A 15,883-nucleotide genomic window follows, 5' to 3' on the forward strand; every position below is an offset into this window, starting at 1 on the left:
TGTGCGTTGACCTGGTCTTTTGTCGACAGCGGTGGGGCTTTGTGGTGCCCGGGTGTGCTTTCGGTGGCAGAAAGTGGTGAGCGGTGGCTGAAACAAGACGATTCTGTGGAGCAAAGTGGGGGATTGTGGGGTATTGTGGCGGTTAACGGAGCGACGGCTCCGGGGCGGTAGGCGTGAAGGGATGTGCGCAGCATGTTTCTCGGCACCTACACGCCCAAGCTCGACGACAAAGGGCGGCTGACACTGCCCGCCAAGTTCCGCGACGCATTGGCAGGAGGGTTGATGGTCACCAAGAGCCAAGATCACAGCCTTGCCGTCTATCCGCGTGCGGAGTTCGAACAGCTGGCTCGGCGGGCTACTCAGACCTCGCGCAGCAATCCGGAGGCGCGTGCGTTTCTGCGCAACCTGGCAGCCGGCACCGACGAACAGCACCCCGACACCCAAGGCCGGATTACGCTGTCCGCGGATCACCGGCGCTACGCCAACCTGTCCAAGGACTGCGTGGTGATCGGCGCCGTCGACTTCCTCGAGATCTGGGACGCCCAGGCCTGGCAGGAATACCAAGAGACCCACGAAGAGAACTTCTCCGCGGCCAGCGATGAAGCACTCAGCGACATCATCTGAGCTGGTCGCTCAGCCGGAGGTAGCCCGTGCATCGTGGCCTCTGCCCGAACCGACCCTGACGTACTTCCCCAACGCCAGGTTCGCCGTCCCGGGCAGGGACCTCGCTGCAGGAGCTCACCCTGATCTCGGAGGTCCCGTCGTGGTTGACGAATCCGACCACGGGCATGTCCCCGTCCTGCCCGACCGCTGTGTCGAGATTCTGGCACCCGCACTGGCCCGGCCCGGGGCCATCCTGGTGGACGGCACGCTGGGTGCCGGCGGGCACGCCGAACGATTCCTGACCGAATTCCCCGGGCTGCGACTGATCGGCCTCGACCGAGATCCTGGCGCGCTGGCGATCGCCGGGGAGCGGCTGGCCCCGTTTGCCGATCGGCTCACCCTGGTTCACACCCGCTACGACGGCATCGCCGATGCGCTGGTCGAGGCGGGTTACGCGACAACGGATTCGATTGACGGCGTGCTGCTCGACCTCGGCGTCTCCTCGATGCAGCTCGATCAGGTCGAGCGCGGGTTCGCCTACTCCAAGGACGCGCCCCTGGACATGCGGATGGATACCGACGCCCCGTTGACCGCGGCCGAGATCCTCAACACCTATGACCGCCGCGCGCTGACCGACATCCTGCGCCGCTTCGGCGAGGAGAAGTTCGCTCATCGGATCGCCGGCCTGATCGTCGAGCAGCGTCAGCAGGCGCCGCTGGCCACCACCGGCGAACTCGTCGAGATCATCTACCGCGGCATCCCAGCACCGGCTCGGCGGACCGGCGGTCACCCCGCCAAGCGGACTTTCCAGGCGCTGCGGATCGCGGTCAATGCCGAGCTGGACTCGCTGTCGGAGGTGCTGCCCGCTGCGCTGGCCGCCCTGCGGACCGGTGGGCGCATCGCGGTGATGTCCTATCAGTCGCTCGAGGATCGGATCGTCAAGACCGCGTTCGCCGCGGCGACGGCCTCCCGGTCGCCGGAAGGCCTACCGATCGAATTGCCGGGCTATGAGCCGGAATTCAGCGCGATCACCCGCGGTGCCGAACGTGCTGACGCCGAGGAAATCGAACGTAATCCGCGCAGTGCGCCGGTCCGGCTACGGGCACTGCAACGAGTGACGCCGGACAACCCGCAACGGGGAGGGATGAGCTGATGAAGGTCGGGCGCAAACCAGCGGGTCCGGGAGATCGAGCAGAAGCCAAGCGCGGCAAGAAAGAAAACCCCAAGAAGGCGGCCAAGAAGACCGGTACCGCCACCGCGCGGCGCCGCAGCGCGGAGAGTACGGCGCGCAGTGGTCGCGCGACCGCTCGCCGGCCCCACGAGCCGCGTGGGCTGCGACAGGGACCGCAGACCGCACCTGTCGCCCGGCCGGCCGAACGCCCGGCACGGGCCAAGAACGTCAGCCAGGCCAAGGCCCGGGCAAAGGCGCGCAAGGCTAAGGCCCCCAAAGTCATTCGGCCGCCATTACGCGATCGGATGATCGCCAGGCTGGTCGCCATCGATCTACGTCCGCAGACAATGATGGCGAAGGTTCCGTTCGTGGTGTTGGTCATCGGTTCACTCGGGATCGGGCTGGCTGTCACGCTGTGGCTGTCCACCGATGCCGCACAGCGGTCCTATCAGCTGGGCGCCGCCCGTTCGACCAATCAGGCGCTCTCGCAGCAGAAGGAAGCCCTCGAAAGGGATGTGCTGGAGGCGGAGTCCGCGCCCGCGCTGGCCGAGTCCGCACGCAACCTGGGCATGATCCCGTCCAAGGACACCGCCCATCTGGTGCAGGACCCGACGGGCAACTGGACGGTGGTCGGCAAGCCCAAGCCCGCCGAGGGTGCCCCGCCGCCCCCGCTGAACAACAAGCTGCCCGACGCTGTGCCTGCGCCGCCGGCCGCGCCCGCGCCGCCCGGCGCTGCCGCACCGAAGCCGGGCAGTTCGCCCGAGGTTCCCGTGCGTGTCGTACCGACGCCCCCGGGTGGGCTGCCGTTCAATGGTGCTGTGACCCTGCCACCTGGTGCTCTGAGCGTCCCGCCCGCAACGGTTCTCCCGCCCGGCACCGTGCTGCCGCCCGGGGCAATGACTTTGCCGACTGGGCCCGGCGCAGCGCCGCTACCCGGGGTGTCCCCAATTCCCGGCGCGCTGCTGTCGGCCCCGCTTCCGGCGCCGCCGCCGGGTGCGCTGGCAGTGCCCGCCCAGGCCCCGGCCGTACTGCCTGTGCCCGCTGACGCCGCCCCGCCGGCTCTGACGCCTGACGTTGTGCCCGCAGCGCCGGTCGCGCCCGTCGGTGCTGGGCAGTGAGCCGTCGGGACAAGTCCGATAAGACCACCGGACCCGCCAAGGCCGCCCGGGGACGCTCCCGCGTGGTCAACACCCAGCCGGAGGCCGGGCAAGGACGGTCCGCCAAGTCGCGGCGCACCCGCGAGCCCATTGAAAGTGGCAGCTGGACAGCGTCATTCGTTTTCCGCCACCGGGCGGGCAATATCGTCATCTTCCTTGCGCTCGGGATCGCCGCCGTCCAGTTGTTCAACCTTCAGGTACCCCAGGCCGCGGGCCTGCGCGCGGAGGCAGCCAGTCAGCTCAAGGTGACCGATGTCGAAAAGGCGGTCCGTGGCAGCATCGTCGACCGCAACTTCGACAAGCTCGCCTTCACCATCGAAGCCAGGGCGCTGACCTTTCAGCCGGTCAAGATTCGTAAGCAGCTGACCGAGGCCAAGGAAAAGTCGCCTACCGCACCGGATCCCGACAAGCGGCTCACCCAGATCGCCACCGAGGTGGCCGCCAAACTCAACAACAAGCCCGATGCGGCGACCCTGCTGAAGAAGCTGCGCAGCAACGAGACCTTCGTCTACCTCGCGCGCGCTGTCGATCCCGCGATCGCCGACGCGATCACCAAGAAGTTCCCCGAGATCGGCGCCGAACGCCAGGACCTGCGCCAGTACCCCGGTGGTGCGCTGGCGGCCAATATCGTCGGCGGTATCGACTGGGACGGCCACGGACTGCTCGGTCTCGAAGATTCGATGGACGGCAAGCTGTCGGGAACCGACGGCTCCATCACCTACGACCGTGGCTCCGACGGCGTCGTCATCCCCGGCAGCTATCGCAACAAGCACGACGCTGTGAACGGCTCCACCATTGAGCTCACCATCGACGACGACATCCAGTACTACGTGCAGCAGCAGGTCCAGCAGGCCAAGGACATGTCCGGCGCCAAGGACGTCTCGGCAGTGGTGCTGGACGCGAAAACCGGTGAAGTGCTGGCGATGTCGAACGACAACACCTTCGACCCCAGCCAGGACATCGGGCGCCAGCAAGACAAGCAGATGGGCAACCTGGCGGTCACCTCGCCCTATGAGCCCGGGTCGGTCAACAAGATCGTCACCGCCTCATCGGTGATCGAGTACGGGCTGTCGAACCCCGATGAGGTGCTCCAGGTACCCGGCTCGATCAATATGGGCGGTGTGACCGTCGGCGACGCGTGGAGCCACGGCGTGATGCCCTACACCACCACCGGCGTGTTCGGGAAGTCCTCCAATGTCGGCACCCTGATGCTCGCGCAGCGGATCGGGCCGGAGCGTTACTACGACATGCTCGGCAAGTTCGGGCTCGGCCAGCGCACCAATGTCGGGCTGCCCGGCGAGAGCGCGGGCCTGGTACCGCCGATCGACCAATGGTCGGGCAGTACGTTCTCCAACCTGCCCATCGGGCAGGGCCTTTCGATGACCCTGCTGCAGATGACCGGGATGTACCAGGCCATCGCCAATGACGGGGTGCGTATCCCACCGCGAATAATCAAGGCCACCATCGCCTCCGACGGCACCCGCACCGAAGAGCCGCAGCCGGCCGGCATCCGGGTGGTCGCCCCCGAGACGGCGCGCACGGTGCGCAACATGTTCCGCGCCATCGTTCAGCGTGACCCGATGGGATACCAGCAGGGGACCGGGGCACCCGCGGCGGTCGACGGCTACCAGATCGCCGGCAAGACCGGCACCGCTCAGCAGATCAACCCGGCCTGCGGCTGCTACTACAGCGATGTCTACTGGATCACCTTCGCCGGTATGGCGCCCGCCGACAATCCCCGCTACGTCATCGGCATCATGATGAACAACCCGCAGCGCAATCCGGACGGCACACCGGGCCACTCGGCCGCACCGCTGTTCCACAACATCGCCGCGTGGTTGCTGCAGCGGCAGAATATCCCGCTGTCGGCCGATCCCGGCGCGCCGCTGATCCTGCAGGCCACGTAGCCGACCGAGCCCGATCGCTGGGTAGGGTGACAACCCGATGACCAATGCCCTGCGGCCCCGCACCACCCCAGCGCTGACCTTGCCGACACTGGCCGCCAACGTCGGTGCGGTGCCTGCCGCCGGCGGTGTCGCGCCCGACGTGGCGATCACCGGCATCACCCTGCGTGGCCAGGACGCACTGCCCGGGGATCTGTTCGCGGCGCTGCCCGGCTCGTCGGCGCACGGCGCGGAATACACCGCGACCGCCCTCGGGGGCGGGGCCGTCGCGGTACTCACCGACGCCGAGGGTCTGGCCGTCATCCACCGCCTCCTCGGCGACACGCCGCCCGTCCCGGTGCTGGTGCATCCGGTGCCCCGCTCGGTGCTCGGTGAACTGTCCGCGGCGGTCTATGGCCACCCCTCTGACCGGGTCGTGGTACTCGGTGTCACCGGAACGTCCGGCAAGACCACGACGACCCATCTGATCGAGGCCGGTCTGCAGTCGGCGGAACGTATCCCCGGCCTGATCGGCACCGTCGGCGTCCGGATCGCCGGTGCCGACGTCCCCAGTGCCCTGACCACCCCGGAGGCCCCGGCACTGCAGGCGCTGCTGGCCGTGATGGCCGAGCGCGGCGTCGACACTGCGGTCATGGAGGTTTCCAGCCACGCGCTCGAATTGGGCCGCACCGACGGCATCCGGTTCGCGGCGGGCGGGTTCACCAACCTGTCCCGCGACCACCTCGACTTCCATCCCACGATGGCGGCCTACTTCGAAGCCAAGGCCCGGCTGTTCGACCCGGCCTCACCCGCGCACGCCGCTGTCTCGGTGATCTGTGTCGACGACGAGGCGGGCCGCGATATGGCCCGCCGCGCTGCTAAGCCGGTGACGGTGTCGGCCGAGGGGCACCCGGCGAACTGGCAGGCCGAGGACGTGGTGGTTCTCGACGGCGGCGGGCAGGAGTTCACCGCGGTGGACCCCGCCGGGGTGCACCACCGGCTTCGGATTCGCCTGCCGGGCCGCTACAACGTGGCCAACGCGTTGTTGGCGCTGGCGCTGCTGGACGTCGTCGGGGTATCGCCGGAGCAGGCCGCGCCGGGCCTGCGCGACGCCTCGGTGCCGGGCCGGCTGGAAACCGTCGAGCGCGGCCAGGACTTCCTGGCCGTCGTCGACTACGCGCACAAGCCTGGCGCCTTGCAGGCGGTTCTGGAGACGCTCAAACGTCCGCAGGGCCGGCTTGCGGTGGTGTTCGGTGCAGGCGGTGATCGCGACCCCGGCAAGCGAGAACCTATGGGCCGCATCGCCGCTGAGCTTGCCGACCTGGTGATCGTCACCGACGACAACCCCCGCCATGAGGATCCCCAACGCATCCGGGCGGCCATCGTCACCGGCGCTTCACGGGCTGATGGCGCTGAAGTCATAGAGATCGGTGACCGGCGCGCGGCGATCCGGCACGCGGTGGACTGGGCCCGTAGCGGGGACGTCGTGGTGATCGCCGGTAAGGGCCACGAGACAGGGCAGAGCGCGGCGGGGCAGACCCGGCCGTTCGACGATCGTGAGGAGCTCGTGGCGGCCCTCGATGACCGGGGGGCGGGCCGATGATCGCGCTGACCGTGGCCCAGATCGCCGAGCTCGTCTCCGGGGAACTGGCCGATATCAGCCCGCAGGAGGCCGCCCGGCGAGTGGTCTCCGGGACGGTGGAGTTCGACTCGCGGGCCGTGACCCCGGGTGGACTGTTTCTGGCGTTGCCCGGCGCGCGCTCCGACGGCCACGATTTCGCCAAGGGTGCCGTCGAGGCCGGTGCTGCGGCGGTGCTCGCCGCCCGGCCGGTCGGGGTGCCCGCGATCATCGTGCCGCCGGTGGCCGCCATCGACGCCAACGCCGGAGTGCTCGAACACGATGTCGACGGGGCCGGTGCGGCGGTGCTCGCCGCGCTGGCCAAACTGGCCGCGGCGGTGGCCACCAAGCTGGTCGCCGGCGGGCTGACGATCGTCGGGGTCACCGGATCGTCGGGTAAGACGTCGACAAAGGATCTCATCGCGGCGGTGCTGCGCCCGCTGGGCGAGGTGGTGGCCCCGCCGGGTTCCTTCAACAACGAGCTCGGCCATCCATGGACCGTGCTGCGCGCGACCGAGGACACCGACTATCTGGTTCTGGAGATGTCCGCGCGGCATCCCGGCAATATCGCCGCGCTGGCCGCGATCGCCCCGCCGTCGATCGCGGTGGTGCTCAACGTCGGCACCGCGCACCTGGGTGAGTTCGGTTCGCGTGAGGTCATCGCGGCCACGAAAGGCGAACTGGTAGAGGCGGTTCCGGCCTCGGGGGTGGCAATCCTCAACGCCGATGACCCGATGGTGGCCGCGATGGCGCAGCGTACCGCCGCGCGGGTGGTCCGGGTCGGGCAGTCCGAGGGCGCCGACATCCGCGCCATCGACGTCGAACTCGATGACCTGGCCCGGCCCCGCTTCCTGTTGGTGAGCGCGTCCGGCACGGCCGATGTACAGCTGGCCGTGCACGGTGAACACCAGGTTGGCAATGCGTTGAGCGCGGCCGCCGTGGCGCTGGAGTGCGGGGCGACACCCCAGCAGGTGGCGGTCGCGCTGGGGGCCGCAGGCCCGGCGTCGCGGCATCGGATGGAGGTGCACACCCGCGCCGACGGGGTGACCGTCGTCAACGACGCCTACAACGCCAACCCCGATTCGATGAAGGCCGGTCTGCAGGCGCTGGCGGTGATGGCGCGCTCGGGGGAGAACCGCAGAAGTTGGGCCGTGCTGGGTGAGATGGCGGAGCTGGGGGACGATTCGGTAACCGAACATGATCGCATCGGACGGCTCGCCGTGCGCTTAGATATCAGTCGACTCGTCGTTGTCGGAACCGGGAGGCCCATGAACGCCATGCATCACGGCGCGGTCATGGAGGGATCCTGGGGTTCGGAATCCACCATGGTCGACGACGCCGACGCTGCCCTGGCACTGTTGCGCGCCGAGTTGGCGCCCGGCGACGTCGTGTTGGTCAAAGCGTCGAACTCCGCGGGTCTAGGCACGCTGGCCGAGGCCCTCCTGGGCGGCAGCCAATGAGACTGATCCTGATTGCCGTCGGCATCGCGCTGGCGGTGTCGATCCTGCTGACCCCCGCGCTGATCAGGCTGTTCACCCGTCAGGGCCTGGGCCACGAGATCCGCGAGGACGGCCCGCCGAGCCACAAGAGCAAGCGCGGCACACCGTCGATGGGCGGGGTGGCGATTCTCACCGGCATCTGGGCCGGCTATTTCGGCACCCACCTGGTCGGCCTCGCGCTCGACGGCGACGGTCCGTCGGCGTCGGGACTGCTGGTACTGGGCCTGGCCACCGCGCTGGGTGCGGTCGGTTTCGTCGACGACCTGATCAAGATCCGGCGCTCCCGCAACCTGGGTCTGAACAAGACCGCCAAGACCGTCGGGCAGCTCACCGCCGCGGTGCTGTTCGGCATCCTCGTACTGCAGTTCCGCAATGCCGACGGGCTGACCCCGGGCAGCCCCGAGCTGTCCTATGTGCGCGAGATCGCCACCGTCACCTTGAGCTCGGCGGTGTTCGTACTGTTCTGCGTGGTCATCGTCAGCGCCTGGTCCAACGCGGTGAACCTCACCGACGGTCTCGACGGGCTGGCCGGCGGCAGCATGGCGATGGTCAGCGCCGCCTACGTGCTGATCACGTTCTGGCAGTACCGCAATGCCTGCGCCACCGCCCCCGGGCTGGGCTGCTACAACGTGCGCGACCCGCTGGACCTGGCGCTGCTGGCCGCCGCGACCGCGGGGGCGTGCATAGGGTTCCTGTGGTGGAATGCCGCACCGGCCAAGATCTTCATGGGTGACACCGGTTCGCTGGCGCTGGGCGGCATGATCGCCGGGCTGTCGGTCACCAGTCGCACCGAGGTGCTGGCCGTGGTGCTCGGCGCGCTGTTCGTCGCCGAGGTCACCTCGGTGGTGGTGCAGATCCTGGCCTTCCGCACTACCGGACGCCGGGTGTTCCGGATGGCGCCGTTCCACCATCATTTCGAGCTGGTCGGCTGGGCCGAAACGACGGTGATCATTCGGTTCTGGCTGCTCACCGCAATCGCCTGCGGGCTCGGCGTGGCCCTGTTCTACGGCGAGTGGCTGTCGGCCATCGGGGCTTGACATGCAGCCCGGTCTGGGGGAGCTGACCTCGGGGGCGCAGGTGCTGGTGACCGGCGCCCGGGTCACCGGGCGTGCGATCGTGGCGGCGTTGGCCTCCTTCGATGTGCGCATCAAGGTCTGCGACGACAGCCCTGACATGTTGAAAGCCGTATCGGACAACGGTATTGCGACCATCACGCCCGCTGACGCGGTCATCGCGATCGACGATTTCGCTCTGGTGGTCACCAGTCCGGGGTTTCCGCCGGGCGCCCCGGTGCTGGCGGCGGCCGCCGCGGCCGGCATCCCGATCTGGGGTGACGTCGAGCTGGCCTGGCGCCTGGATGCTGCCGGGCATTACGGGCCGCCGCGGCGCTGGCTGGTAGTCACCGGCACCAACGGCAAGACCACCACCACCTCGATGCTGCACGCGATGCTGGTCGCCGATGGCCGCCGCGCGGTGTTGTGCGGCAATATCGGTGACCCGGTGCTCGACGTGCTCGTTCAGCCGGCCGATCTGCTGGCCGTGGAACTGTCCAGCTTCCAGTTGTTCTGGGCGCCGTCGCTGCGCCCGGATGCTGGCGCCGTGCTCAACGTCGCCGAAGACCATCTCGACTGGCACGGTGGCTTCGACGCCTACGCGGCGGCCAAGGCTGTCGCATTGACCGGCCGGGTGGCCGTCGTCGGACTCGACGACGCGCCGGCGGCCGGACTGCTTCCTGCCGCGCCCGCTCCGGTGAAGGCGGGTTTTCGGCTCGGTGAGCCGGCGGCGGGGGAGCTGGGGGTGCGTGACGGGATGCTCGTCGACCGAGCCTTCGGTGACGACGTGCAGCTCGCCCCAGTCGTCTCGATTTCCGTTGCCGGGCCGGTCGGCGTGCTCGACGCACTGGGGGCGGCCGCGCTTGCTCGGGCCGTCGGCGTCGCACCCGCCTCGATCGCGGATGCGCTGGCCGGCTTCCAGGTCGGCCGGCATCGGGCCGAACGGGTGGCCGTTGTCGACGGCGTCACCTACGTCGACGACTCCAAGGCCACCAATCCGCATGCCGCCCAGGCCTCGCTGCTGGCCTACCCGCGGGTGGTGTGGGTGGCCGGCGGCCTGCTCAAGGGCGCGTCCGTCGAAGATCTCGTCGCCCGGGTCGCGGATCGGCTGGTCGGAGCGGTGCTGATCGGCCGCGACCGCGCGGTGGTTGCCGAGGCGTTATCGCGACACGCGGCCGATGTCCCCGTCATCGAGGTTGTGACGCGGGAGGATGCTGTGGTGCATGAGACCACTGTTACTCATGAGGCTCGAGTGGTCGATGCCTCCGGGCCCGACCTGGGCGCCCGGGTGATGACCGAGGTCGTCGCCGCTGCCGCCAGTCTGGCCCGAACCGGTGACGCGGTGCTCCTGGCCCCGGCCGGGGCATCGTTCGACCAGTTCGCCGGCTACGCCGAGCGTGGCGACTCGTTCGCCGCCGCTGTGCGCGCCGCGGCCCGGTAGTCGCCGTGGCCAAGCTCCTGTCCCGGCTGCGCCGTCGCGGCCCAGCTGACACCCCAGAAACTCCGGAGACCGACGACGTCGTCGCTGAGGACGGCGCCGAGGCCACCACCGAGCCCGTTGAAGCCCAAACCGCCGTCGCGGCCCCTGCCAAACCCAGGTTCCACGTGCCGCTGAAGTTCGGCGCCTGGCTCGGCCGGCCGATGACCTCGTTCCACCTGATCATCTCGGTGTCGGCACTGCTAGTCACGCTCGGTCTGACGATGGTGTTGTCCGCGTCCGGTGTGCACTCCTATGACGAGGACGGTTCACCGTGGGCGATCTTCGGTCGTCAGGTTCTGTGGACCGTCGTGGGGCTGATCGGATTCTGGATCGCCCTGCGGGTGCCGGTGAGCTTCCTGCGTAACACCGCGTTCGCCGCGTTCGCCGTCACGATCGTGATGCTGGTGCTGGTGCTGATTCCCGGCATCGGCCACGAATCCAACGGCTCCCGCGGCTGGTTCGTCGTCGCGGGCCTGTCGATGCAGCCCTCGGAACTCACTAAGATTGCGTTCGCCATCTGGGGCGCGCACCTACTAGCGACCCGGCGTCTGGAACGAGCGTCGCTGCGGGAAATGCTCATTCCGCTGATCCCGGCCGCGGTGGTCGCCCTGGTGCTGATCGTGGCCCAGCCCGATCTCGGCCAGACCGTGTCCCTGGGCATCATCCTGCTGGCTCTGCTCTGGTACGCGGGCCTGCCGCTGAAGGTGTTCGTGAGCTCGCTGGTCGCGGCCGTCGGTGCGGCCGCGGTGCTGGCGGTCTCGGAGGGCTACCGCTCCGACCGGGTGCGGTCGTGGCTGGACCCCGGTGCCGATGCTCAGGGCTCGGGCTACCAGGCCCGGCAGGCCAAGTTCGCGCTGGCCAACGGCGGTGTGTTCGGCGACGGGCTCGGACAGGGCACCGCGAAATGGAATTACCTGCCCAACGCGCACAACGACTTCATCTTCGCGATCATCGGCGAAGAGCTGGGTTACGTCGGTGCGTTCGGGCTGCTCGCGCTGTTCGGGCTGTTCGCCTACACCGGCATGCGGATCTCCAAGCGCTCGGCCGACCCGTTCCTGAAGCTGCTGACCGCCGCCGCCGCCATGTGGGTGATCGGCCAGGTCTTCATCAACGTGGGCTACGTGATTGGCCTGCTGCCGGTTACGGGCATTCAGCTGCCGCTGATCTCGGCCGGTGGAACATCTACGGCCACAACGCTATTCATGATCGGGCTGATGGCCAACGCCGCTCGGCACGAACCTGAAGCGGTGGCCGCGCTGCGCGCCGGCCGCGAGGACCGGGTGAACCGCGTGCTGCGGTTGCCCCTGCCCGAGCCTTACGTGCCGTCGCGGGTGGAGGCATTGCGCGACCGGCTGCGCACGCCGGGGGATAAGCCCGCAAAACCCACCAAACCCACTAAGTCCGTCAAGCCTGCCAGGGCTGCCCGGCCGGCGGCCAAGACCGCCAAGCCGGCCAGGAAACCGGCCCGCACATCTCAGCCGACCCGTGAACGTGCGGCCGTACCTGCTAAAACCCGGACGGCCGAGCGGCCGACCCGGCGTGCAGGGCATCATGGTGACGCTCCGCGCAACAGCGTGGCGCATCCGAATGAGGGAAGCAGCCGCGCACGGCGGTCCCGCACATTGGAAGGTCAGCGTTACGGGTGAGTGTCTCGGTGTCGGTCGTCCTTGCCGGTGGAGGCACCGCCGGACATGTCGAACCGGCCATGGCGGTCGCCGACGCGCTGCGGGCTCTTGACCCCAGCATCCGCATCACCGCGCTGGGCACCGCGCGCGGGTTGGAGACCCGGCTGGTGCCCGACCGTGGCTACGACCTGCAACTCATCACGCCCGTGCCGCTACCCCGCAAACTCAACGGTGACCTGGTCCGCCTGCCGATCCGGGTGCGCCGAGCTGTGCGCGAGACCCGGGCCGTCCTCGACAGCGTCGAGGCCGACGTGGTGATCGGCTTCGGCGGATACGTCTCCGTTCCGGCCTACCTGGCTGCCCGGCGCCGCGTCCCGGTCGTCGTGCACGAGGCCAACGCGCGTGCCGGTGTCGCCAACAAACTCGGCGCCCGCAGCGCCCGCAGAGTGCTTGCCGCCGTTCCCGATTCGGGGCTGCGGCGCGCCGAGGTGGTGGGCATGCCGGTGCGGGCGTCGATCACCGCGCTGGATCGCGGCGCACTGCGGGCGACCGCGCGGGAGCACTTCGGCTTTGATGACGACGCCATGGTGCTGCTGGTGTTCGGCGGTTCGCAGGGATCGGCCTCGATCAACCGCGCCGTGTCGGCCGCCGCCGCTGACCTTGCCGCCGCCGGAGTCTCTGTGCTGCACGCTCACGGCCCCAAGAACACCCTCGACCTGCGGGCCCCGCAGGCCGGCGATCCGCCGTATGTCGCGGTGCCCTACCTGGACCGGATGGATTTGGCCTACGCGGCCGCCGACCTGGCGATCTGCCGGTCCGGAGCGATGACGGTGGCCGAGGTGTCCGCGGTGGGGCTGCCGGCGGTCTACGTACCGCTGCCGATCGGCAACGGTGAACAACGGCTCAACGCACTGCCGGTGGTCAACCCCGGTGGCGGACTTCTGGTCGAAGATGCCCTGCTGACACGAGAATTCATCGCCCGCGAGGTGGCGGGGCTGCTCACCGACGCGCCACGGCTGCAGGCGATGACGGCGGCCGCCGCATCGGTCGGTCACCGCGACGCCGCGCAGCGGGTCGCCGAGGTAGCCCTGGCCGTCGCGCGCACGCGGAAGGAGCGGTGATGAGCGGCCACAAGGGATTGCCACCCGAACTGCAGCGGGTGCACATGGTCGGCATCGGTGGCGCCGGAATGTCCGGTATCGCCCGGATCCTGCTGGACCGCGGTGGCATGGTGTCGGGATCCGACGCGAAGGAGTCTCGCGGGGTGGTGGCGTTGCGGGCACGCGGCGCGGCGATCAGCATCGGCCACGACGCGGCCAATCTCGACCTGCTGCCCGGGGGAGTCACCGCGGTGATCACCACGCACGCCGCGATCCCGAAGACCAACCCCGAGCTGGTGGAGGCGCACCGCCGCGGTATCCCGGTGATCTTGCGGCCCGTGGTGCTAGCCAAGCTGATGGCCGGCTACCGCACGCTGATGGTCACCGGTACGGCAGGCAAGACAACCACGACCTCGATGCTTGTTGTGGCGTTGCAGCACAACGGGTTTGACCCCTCATTCGCGATCGGCGGTGATCTGGGGGAGGCCGGCACCAACGCCCACCACGGCAGCGGCACGTGTTTCGTGGCCGAGGCCGACGAGAGTGACGGCTCGTTACTCGAATACACGCCGGACGTCGCGGTGGTGACCAATATCGAGGCCGATCACCTGGACTTCTTTGGTACCGCCGAGGCCTACACCGCGGTTTTCGACGCATTCGTCGAGCGACTGGCGGAAGGAGGTGTGTTGATCGCGTGCGCTGACGACGACGGTGCCGCCGCACTGGCCGATCGTTCTGCGGAGCAAGGTATCCCGGTGTTGCGCTACGGCAGCTCCCGGGACGGCAGCCCGGTTCCGGGCCTGGCGGCGACACTGCTCAGTTGGGAGCAACAGGGCACCAGTGCGTTGGCGCACGTTGCACTCGCGGGTGAACCGTATCCGCGGGCGATACGTCTGGCGGTGCCGGGCAGGCATATGGCCTTGAACGCACTGGCGGCGTTATTGGCGGCGATCGAAGCGGGAGCTTCTGTCGAAGGCGCCCTCGATGGGCTTGCCGGATTCGAGGGTGTGCGCAGGCGATTCGAGTTGGTGGGCACAATCAACGGCGTGCGGGTTTTTGACGACTACGCCCATCATCCTACGAAAGTCCGTGCCGCTTTGGCGGCGTTGCGCACACTGGCCCGCCAGGGTGAGACGACCCATGCTGGGGCGGGTCGCGCCATCGTCGTCTTCCAGCCCCACTTATATTCGCGGACAAAGATTTTCGCGCGGGAGTTCGGTGAGGCCCTCAGCGATGCCGACCGGGTCTTCGTCCTTGATGTTTACGGTGCCCGTGAACAACCGATTGCAGGCGTCAGCGGTGCGACGATCGCCGACCACGTCAACGTCGAGGTGACGTACATTCCCGACTTCTCCGCGGTCGCCGAACAGGTGGCGGCCTCGGCCCGCCCGGGTGATGTCGTGGTCACCATGGGTGCCGGCGATGTGACGATGCTCGGCCAGGAGATCCTGACGGCGTTGGACGCCAAGAGGAATCGATGACTCCGGATGAGGGCGACGGCGAGGGTGAGGCGCCCGCCGAGGTGGCCGAGAACGCCCCCGCCGAGGACGCCCCCATCCTGGCCAAACCGACACCCGGCAGCGAAAGCACGGGTGACGACGTGCAGAATGTCGATCCCGAGCCCGAGGAAGACCTCGAAGGCCCCCGCATGCGGGAACGCCGCGAGCGCGCGGAACGACGCGCCGCCCAGGCCCGCGCCACCGCGATCGAAGACGCCCGCCGCGAGGCCAAGCGAAAGGTTCGCGGGCAGACCGTCGAAGCCCCGAAAGCCTTGGGTAAGCGGGCCATTCGCGGCCTGAAGCTGATCACCTGGCTGATTGCGCTGACCGTCGTCAGCGTCGCGCTCGGGCTGATCCTCTATTTCACTCCCGTCATGTCGGCCCGCTCGCTGGTGATCACCGGGACCGGCGCGGTCACCCGAGATGAGGTCGTCGACGCGGCCAAGGTCACGATCGGCACCCCGCTGCTGCAGATCGACACCGACCAGGTTGCCGACCGGGTGGCCGGTATTCGGCGGGTGGCCAGCGCTCGGGTGCAACGGGAGTATCCGTCGACGCTGCGGATCACGATCGTCGAGCGCATTCCGATCGTGGTGAAGGACTATCCCGACGGTCCGCACCTGTTCGACCGTGACGGCGTCGATTTCGCGACCGCGCCGCCGCCGCCCGGGCTTCCCTATATCGACGTCGACCACCCCGGCCCCACCGATAAGCCGACCGGGGCCGCACTTGAGGTGATGACGGCGTTGCGCCCGGAGGTGGTGGCTCAGGTCAGCCGGGTGGCCGCGCCGTCAGTCGCGTCGGTGACGCTGACGCTGACGGATGGCCGCACGGTGGTGTGGGGGACGACCGACCGCACCGAAGAGAAGGCCGAGAAGCTGGCCGCGCTGCTGACGCAACCGGGCAAGGTCTACGACGTGTCGAGCCCGGATCTGCCGACCGTCAAGTAGCTCAGGGCACCGACTGTCACACCAGAGTGACGTTTGGCACCCAGAGTGACGCGGGTAGGACATTCGGCGAGATAATGAGGGACAAATTCGCCACGACACGTCGGCGCGCCTCCCCAATCCAGCACCTACCGGCCATACCGTTCTGTTTGCGCGGCACTACTTGACATAACTCTAAGTCTCTGGTTGAGGTTGAGGGTTTTGCCAGGAGAGTCGCAAGGACCCGATCCCCACTTGGGAGGAAGACAG

The 15,883-nt window shown here is 68.7% G+C and carries 12 protein-coding genes; all 12 read left to right on the forward strand.

Annotated elements, in window-relative coordinates; genetic code table 11:
• Positions 1-192: 192 nt before the first annotated feature.
• Positions 193-624, forward strand: a complete 432-nt coding sequence (mraZ, locus tag G6N13_RS17710) for a division/cell wall cluster transcriptional repressor MraZ (RefSeq protein WP_163699067.1) — start codon at positions 193-195, stop codon at positions 622-624.
• A complete protein-coding gene (gene rsmH / locus G6N13_RS17715) occupies positions 599-1,756 on the forward strand; it encodes a 16S rRNA (cytosine(1402)-N(4))-methyltransferase RsmH (protein WP_163699069.1) in 1,158 nt (385 codons plus the stop codon). The genes mraZ and rsmH overlap by 26 nt, the downstream gene beginning before the upstream one ends.
• Entirely contained in the window at positions 1,756-2,892 is a 1,137-nt protein-coding gene (locus tag G6N13_RS17720; RefSeq protein WP_163699071.1) for a cell division protein FtsL, read from the forward strand. The genes rsmH and G6N13_RS17720 overlap by 1 nt, the downstream gene beginning before the upstream one ends.
• A gap of 62 nt (positions 2,893-2,954) precedes the next feature.
• Positions 2,955-4,838, forward strand: a complete 1,884-nt coding sequence (locus tag G6N13_RS17725; RefSeq protein ID WP_163702266.1) for a peptidoglycan D,D-transpeptidase FtsI family protein — start codon at positions 2,955-2,957, stop codon at positions 4,836-4,838.
• A gap of 37 nt (positions 4,839-4,875) precedes the next feature.
• On the forward strand, positions 4,876-6,417 hold the full coding sequence (locus G6N13_RS17730) for a UDP-N-acetylmuramoyl-L-alanyl-D-glutamate--2,6-diaminopimelate ligase (protein WP_163699072.1): 1,542 nt from the start codon (positions 4,876-4,878) through the stop codon (positions 6,415-6,417).
• Positions 6,414-7,892 carry a UDP-N-acetylmuramoyl-tripeptide--D-alanyl-D-alanine ligase gene (locus tag G6N13_RS17735; protein WP_163699074.1) on the forward strand — a complete coding sequence of 493 codons (1,479 nt, stop codon included), beginning with the start codon at positions 6,414-6,416 and terminating at the stop codon, positions 7,890-7,892. The genes G6N13_RS17730 and G6N13_RS17735 overlap by 4 nt, the downstream gene beginning before the upstream one ends.
• Complete coding sequence (gene mraY, locus G6N13_RS17740) at positions 7,889-8,968, forward strand: phospho-N-acetylmuramoyl-pentapeptide-transferase (RefSeq protein WP_163699076.1); 1,080 nt, start codon at positions 7,889-7,891, stop codon at positions 8,966-8,968. The genes G6N13_RS17735 and mraY overlap by 4 nt, the downstream gene beginning before the upstream one ends.
• A 1-nt stretch (position 8,969) precedes the next feature.
• Positions 8,970-10,424: a UDP-N-acetylmuramoyl-L-alanine--D-glutamate ligase gene (gene murD, locus G6N13_RS17745; protein ID WP_163699078.1), complete on the forward strand. Its 1,455-nt coding sequence runs from the start codon at positions 8,970-8,972 to the stop codon at positions 10,422-10,424.
• A 5-nt stretch (positions 10,425-10,429) separates the two neighbouring features.
• Positions 10,430-12,109, forward strand: a complete 1,680-nt coding sequence (gene ftsW, locus G6N13_RS17750) for a putative lipid II flippase FtsW (protein WP_163699080.1) — start codon at positions 10,430-10,432, stop codon at positions 12,107-12,109.
• The gene (gene murG / locus G6N13_RS17755; RefSeq protein ID WP_407663747.1) at positions 12,106-13,209 is read left to right on the forward strand and encodes an undecaprenyldiphospho-muramoylpentapeptide beta-N-acetylglucosaminyltransferase; all 1,104 of its coding nucleotides are present in this window, start codon (positions 12,106-12,108) and stop codon (positions 13,207-13,209) included. The genes ftsW and murG overlap by 4 nt, the downstream gene beginning before the upstream one ends.
• On the forward strand, positions 13,209-14,669 hold the full coding sequence (murC, locus tag G6N13_RS17760) for a UDP-N-acetylmuramate--L-alanine ligase (protein ID WP_163699082.1): 1,461 nt from the start codon (positions 13,209-13,211) through the stop codon (positions 14,667-14,669). The genes murG and murC overlap by 1 nt, the downstream gene beginning before the upstream one ends.
• Positions 14,666-15,637 (forward strand): cell division protein FtsQ/DivIB, encoded by a 972-nt coding sequence (locus G6N13_RS17765; protein ID WP_163699084.1) that lies wholly within the window; start codon positions 14,666-14,668, stop codon positions 15,635-15,637. The genes murC and G6N13_RS17765 overlap by 4 nt, the downstream gene beginning before the upstream one ends.
• The last annotated feature ends 246 nt before the right edge of the window (positions 15,638-15,883 follow it).

It is taken from the genome of Mycolicibacterium sarraceniae (assembly GCF_010731875.1).
GTDB lineage: Bacteria > Actinomycetota > Actinomycetes > Mycobacteriales > Mycobacteriaceae > Mycobacterium > Mycobacterium sarraceniae.